Here is a 6,986-nt window from a genome sequence, read left to right as displayed (position 1 = left end):
CGGGCCGAGCGCCGAGCCGATGGACGTCGGCGATCGCACGGTCTACGTGGTGCGCAGCGGCGCGACACCCGACGCGCCGGGTGCGCGGCCGCCGTCGCCGCGCCCGCAGGATTTCGAGGAACCGGTGATCGTCGTCGCCGGCGAACACGACGCCGCGCTCGCACCCGAGCTCGCGAACCGCTGGCAGAAGCCCGTCTACGCGGCCGCGCCCGACGCATTCGGTGCGGACGGCCAGCTGCGCGCGGGCGCGCGCGTGCTGCGCTTCGATCCCGCGCCGGAGACGGTCGCGGCGGCCCATGAAACCGGCCTGCCGGACGGCATCGCGCCCGACGAAGCGCCGCAGGCCGCGCCACGCGCGGCCGCCGACGACACGGTGATCGTGCTGGCCGGCAAGCGCGGCCCGAACGACCCGGCGATGCCGCGGCCGGCCGCGCCGCCCGAGCCGGTCAATGCGCTCGATGGCGTGTTCAGCGCGCCGAACCGCGTGCTCGTGCTCGTCAAGCCGGAACGCGCCGGCGCGCCCGAGCGGATGGCGGAACGCGACACGGCCGCGGCCGACCGCGGCACGCGCGCGACCGACGACGCGCACGGCCGGGCCGCCCGCGCGCCGGCGGGCGGCGAGCGCCGCACCGCGGCGAACGACGACATCGGCCTCGCCGCCGCGCACCCGGAAACGACCGAGACCGCCCCGCCCGACCCCGGCGCGTCGAAACCGGGCTGGGTCACGCGGATGCAGATGCGCTTCGGCGGCGCGGCGCTGCCCGAAGCCGCGCAGGCACTCGCGATGCAGTCGGGCACGCTCGCCACGCAACTGCGCATGCTGCAGGACGCCGGCTGGCGCGTGACGCTCGGCAAGCGCGGCGGCGGCAGCCGCATCGATCCGCGCAAGCGCCGCGTGACGATCGACGGCGCGCTCCAGCATCCGGGCAGCATCACGTATACGCTCGCGCACGAAGCGCGTCACGCGGTCGAGGCGATGGCCGGCGTGCTGAACCTCGACTACGGCAACCGCAGCCGCTTCACGCGCAAGGCGCTCGAAGCCGAGGCGCGCGCGCAGATCAACGCGTTCGAGGCACGCTACGAAATCGAGCTCGCGGGCGGCGGCGACATTGCCGCGCACGTGCGCCTGCCGGATGCGATCGAGCGCGAAGGCGACGCATGGCGCGCGCCGTCGCACGACTATGCGGGCACGGTCGGACGCCTCGTCGACGCATTCGCGGATGCGCCCGTGTCGGGCCGCGACGGCGAAACCTACCGCGATTTCTACGACGACGTGTGGTCGCGCCAGAAGCGCCGCGGCGGCATCCCGCGCCGGATGCCCGCGCCGCAGACGCACGAGACCGGCGGCACACCGCACGGCGTGCGCAGCTTCGACGAACGCGTGGCATGGAGCCGCGCGCATGCCGAATATGCGTCGCCGTTCGGCGATGGGCCCGTGCCCGCGGCGGCCGACCTGCAGGCGGCACGCAGCCGCCACTTCACGATGCTGGAGGACGAAGGCGTGCTGATGCTGCACGCCGACACGTTGCCGGACGGCACGCTGCTCGCGGGCGGGCAGCCGGCCGGCGTGCATGAATACGCGCTCGACCAGGCGCCGTCGTTCCTGGTCAAGGAGGGCTATTCGATCGTGCTGTCCGCGAAGCACGGCGGCGAGGCGGCCGCCGCCGGGCTCGCGAATCTGTGGCAGCGGCCGGTGTACGCGCCGCCCCCGCACGCGGTCGGCGAACGCGCGGCGCTGCTCGACACCGGCGTGTTCCGTCGCTACGACCCGGCGCCCGCGGCACCGCACGATCTCGGGCAACTGACGGCCGACGCCGAAGGCGTGCACCTCGAAGGCAATCCGGCCGCGCGGATCGACGTCGAGCGTCACGTCGGCGAGCTGCTCGGCGCCGGCGCCGAAAAAACCGTGTTCGCGCTCGGCCACGATGCCGCGCTCGCGGTTTACGACAACGGTCCGCATACGTCGGAAGCCCGCCAGATCGAGGCGGCGATCGACGAGAGCATCGCACTCGACGATCTCGCGTCGTACGGGCTGAAGACCGTGACGATGGACGGCCCGTTCTCCGCGCTGAACCGCGTCGCCGTGCTGTACCGGCCGCTCGGCGTGTTCCACAGCTTCGGCTTCGAGACGGGCGCGCTGCCGCACGTGGTGTCGCGCGCGGCGCTCGAGCACCTCCGGCAGATTCGCGAAGTCGTCGAACGCACGGGCATCGGCTTCGACCTGCAAGGCCTCTTCACGCGCGGCGGCGACTTCCTGCTGAGCGACCCCGGTGCGATCGGCATGGGCGCGGGCGAGCATTTCACCACGCTGCAGCGGCTCGCGGTGATCGAGCGCGCGCTGACGCAAGGCCTCGAGCGCGGCCACGTCGAACTCGCGCATCCGCGACTCGCCGAAACGCCGCCGCCCGATGCGTTCGTGCAAAAGCCGTCGGTCATCACGCGCGTGCGGATGCGCTTTGGCGGCGCGCCGCTGCCGAAGGAAGCGTACCGGCTGATCGACGCATCGAGCCTGCTGTCGCAGCAGCTTCGGCTCGGCGCCGACGCAGGCTGGAAAGTCGTGCGCGGCAAGCCCGGCGCCGGCAGCAAGATCGACACGCGACGGCGGCGCGTCACGATCGACGGCGGACTGCAGTCGACCGGATCGATGGTCTACGTGCTCGCGCACGAAGCCCGCCATGCGCTCGAGGCCGCGACCGGCACGCTCGGGCTCGACTACGGCTCGACGCAGCGCTACGTGCGCAGCGCGCTGCTCGCCGAGGCGCGCGCGCAGGTCAACGCATTCGCGGTGCGCGACGAGATCCGCGCGAACCTCGGCATCGACATCGGCCGCCACGTCGCGCTGCCCGACGCGATCGCCAACGAATACGGTCGCGCGCGGGCCGGCGACGCCGCCTCGCTCGCGCGTCTCGCCGACGCGTTCGAGCACAGCCCGACGTCGCTCGACGGCGGCGTGACCTACGGCGAGCTGTATCGGCGTCACGCGCAGGCCGCGCGGCACACCGGCGTCACGATGCCGGCGCCGCGCGAGACGGCCGCGACGCTCGCCGAAGAAACCGCATGGTCGCGCGCGCGTCCGGTGAAGGCATCGCCGTTCGACGGCAAGCCGGTGGCCGGCGTCGACGCGCTGACGCTGGACCGCTCGGGCCCGCTGTCCTACGACCGCGACGGCCGCATCGTGATCGTGCATGGCGTCACCGACGCGCAAGGCCGCCTCGTCGATCCGGACGGCCGGCCGTACACGCCGGTCGAGGTCACGCTCGCGCACCGTTCGGTGCTCGGCCTGCCCGGCTCGTCGGTGATTCTGTCGGCACGCAACGGCCGCGATGCCGCCGCCTGGCTCGCGAACGTGTGGCAGCGCCCCGTCTACGCGCCGCCGACGATCGCGGTCGGGCTCGGCGCCGAGGCGCGACTCGGCCATACCAACGCGTGGCTGCGCTACGATCCGGCGCCGCACCAGCGCCCGGACCTGGGCGCGCTCGACGTCGACGGCAACGGCGTCCACGCGAGCGGCGATCCGGCCGCGCGCGTGCCGGTCGAGCGCTTCACCGGCGCCGCGACCGGCGCCGGCATCGAGAAGACCGTGTTCGAACTGGGCCGCCGCAATGCGATCGGCCTCTACGAGGGCACGGACAATCGCGCGATTCTCGGTCACATCGAATCGATCCGCCTCGAACAGGAAGGCCTCGCGGCGCTGCGCGCGCACGGGCTGCGCACGCTCACGGTCGGCGGCCCGTTCGCGGCATTCGATCGCGTGGCCGTGATGTACGCGCCGTTCGCGTCGCTGAGCAGCCACGACGTGATGGCCGGCATGCTGCCGTCGCGCGTCACCCGCGACGCATTCGCGCAGCTCGACCGCGCGCGCGACATCACCGCGCAGCACCGTCTGTACTACGACTTCGAAGGCGTGTTCGACGCGCACGGCGACTTCTACCTGAGCGATCCGTCGACGGTCATGACCGATGCGCCGAAGCTGAACGTGGAAGGCATCGTCCGCGAGATCGGCACGCTACGCGTGATGCTCGAGGACGGCATCGCGCGCGGCGCGATCGAGCTCGCGCATCCCGGCATCACCGAGCACTTGCCGCCCGACGCATTCGTGCAGAAGCCGTCCGTCATCACGCGCATCCGGATGCGGTTCGGCGGCGCGCCGCTGCCCAAGGCCGCCCATGCGCTGGTCGACCGCTCGAGCCTGTTGCGCCAGCAGGTCGCGCTGGCCGGCGAGGCCGGCTGGAAAATCGTGGTGGGCCGGCCCGGGCGCGGCAGCCGGATCGATACCGCGAAGCAGCGGATCGTGCTCGACGGGCAGTTCCACGGCGCCGGCACGCTCGTCTACACGCTCGCGCACGAAGCGCAGCACGCGGTCGAGACGATCACGCGCCGCCTCGCGCTCGACCGTTCATCGCCGCAGGCGCTTGCCGACAGCGCGCTGATGGCCGAAGCGCGCGCACAGGCGAACGCGTTCGCGGTGCGCCGCGAAATCCTCGACGATGGCGGCATCGACATCGCCAGGGACGCCCATCTGCCCGATGCGATCGCACGCGAAGCCGACCACGCGATGCCCGGCGACGAAGCCGGGCTGCGCCGGCTCGCGGCCGCCTTCGGCGACGTCGCGCCGTCCGTGCCGGGCCACGCGACCTATCGCGCGTACTACGCGAGCCAGGCCGATGCGATGCACGCGCTCGGCGTGCCGCGCGAAATGCCGGCGCCCGCGCCGCAGCCGGCGTCGAACGCGCCGATGCCCGCGGCGACGGCGGACGCCGCGCGCCGCCAGCATGCGCTCGATCACCTCGCCTCGCACGGCAAGCGCGACCTGATCCGCATCGACGGTTCGCAACTCGCGTCGCTCCAGCAGATGAAGGATGCGTTCGGCACGAATGCGCACGTGCTGATCGCCGAGCATGAAGCGCGGCCGGACGCGTCGATCGACGCGCGCCATGCGCAGCCGAAGTTCGTCGCGAGCATGCGCACCGACGAGCACGGTACGTTCGTCGACAAGGCGTCCGCCGATCCGGCCGTGTCGATCCCGGACGCGGTCTATCGCGCGCTGAAGGACAACGGCAGCGCGGAACGGGCGAACGTCGATTTCTACGTGTCGCCCGTGTCGCTTGCGGAATTGCGCGAGTACGGCGGCGCCGCGCGGATCACCGCGCGCAGCGATGGCCGCACCTGGGAAGCCGAACCGGCCACGACGCCCGACGCGGACGTCGTCACGACGCTGCAGTCGCTCGCCGACGCGCCGCGCTTTCGCCGGCCGAAACAGGCGGCGAAAGCGGCCGGCGACGGCGCGACGCTTTACGCGATCGACAAGGAAACCGGCAAGGTGCTCGGCTACGCGACGCGCAACGCCGCGCACGACTGGACCTATCACGAGTCGACCTCGCTCGGCGACGCGACGATCGCGCCGCGCGATCTCGGCGCCGCGTTCCGCCGACGCGCGCGCAACCTGTCCGGCGGCCGGCGCGGCGTGCGATTCGTCGTGACGGACGTCACGCACGACACCGTCGAGCGCTACGGCGGCTTCGCGCCGGCGGAAATGCGCAAGGCGCTCGGCGACGAGAAGCCGCCGATGCAGAAACTCGGCACGCGCGTACAGCGCGGCCTCGCGAAAGCCGACCCGGGCGTGCGCCGCAAGATCGCCGAGATCGAAGGCGCCGACAGTCCGTTCCTGCCGCCGAAGCTCGTCCCGGACAGCGAGCAGCTCGCGATCGACTTCAGCGGCGCGAACACGCTGCACCTGATGCGCGCGCTGGAGCTGAAGGCGCTGCGCGGCGATCACTACGTGTACGTGTACGAGACCGATCATCCGGTTGCCGAATCGCTGCATACGCGCCGCGGCATCATCGCGATCCACGACGGCAACGCGCGCTGGTACGACGACGCCGAGCAATTGCGCGACCACCCGGACGCGGGCCGCCCGCTCGACGAGATGCCGCTCGGGCGCGGCCCGTTCGGCGCGAACCAGCACTTTCTGCTGTCGACGCTCGCGCCCGAAGCGTTCGATCCGCGCGCGACCGCCACGCAGAAAGCCGCGCTCGCGCAACGACTCACGCAGCTGCTCGACGAGAAGTCGTATTTCGATGCGCTGCCGCAGAAGTTCGACCTCGCGACACGCTGGATCCGCACGCAGATCGCCGGCCAGATCGATCGCGTGAAAGCCGCGCAGGCCGACCTCGCCGCGGCCCAGCAAGCCGCGCAGCCGGCGGCCGGCGGCTCCACGGGCCCTGCCGGCCGGGTGCGCAATGCGCTGCGCGGCAAACGCGGCCGGCGCAACCGCCGCGCCGCGAATGCGGCAAACGCATCGAACGCGCCGGCCACGCCGAAGCCGCAGAAGCCACCGAAGACGCCGGCGGCCAAGCCGCTGACGCTGCGGCCCTACCAGCCGAGCCTGGGTTCGAGCACGGTCGCGGAATGGGTGATGCGTTACGGCGCCGCGAAGGTGACCGACTGGTTCCCGACGATCGACCGCGTGAAGGCGGTCACCGCACGCAAGAACCAGCCCGATGCCGGCGGCCTCGCACTGACCGACGAACCGCAGACGATCCTGGCCGACGCACCGATGCTGAAGGCGCTCGGCATCCCCGTCGGTCTCGCGCGCGAGGTGTCGAGCATGCCGTCGCGCGGGCCGGTCGCCGATCCCGGCGGCGATCACAACCGCTTCGTGAAGTGGATGCAGGCGTATGCCACGCGCCACAGCGCGGCACGCATGATCGACAAGCGCGCGATCCAGGCGTTCGTGCGCGCGCCGGCCGAGATCCAGGACCGCGTCGCGCCGATGGCGCGTGCGTTCAACCTGCGCGACGATCCTGCGCTCGCGGTGCGCTACGTCGAGCAATATGGCGGCGCGATGCCGGTGGTGTCGATTCCGGTCGATCCGCACACGCTCGCGGCCGCGCGCGGCGGCAAGCACGATCCGGCGTTCATCCGGCGCGCCCGCAAGTTCGGCTCCCCGATCGGCGCGCGCTACAACGAGGCCGACGCGACGATCA

The 6,986-nt window shown here is 72.5% G+C and carries 1 pseudogene; it reads left to right on the top strand.

Annotated features, from left to right (window positions below):
• Nucleotides 1–6,986, top strand: a pseudogene (locus JMF90_RS17135) (LWXIA domain-containing protein); the annotation flags it as partial.

It is taken from the genome of Burkholderia sp. E168m23 (assembly GCF_016586125.1).
Taxonomy (GTDB): domain Bacteria; phylum Pseudomonadota; class Gammaproteobacteria; order Burkholderiales; family Burkholderiaceae; genus Burkholderia; species Burkholderia orbicola.
This window is presented reverse-complemented; position numbering and strand designations above follow the sequence as displayed.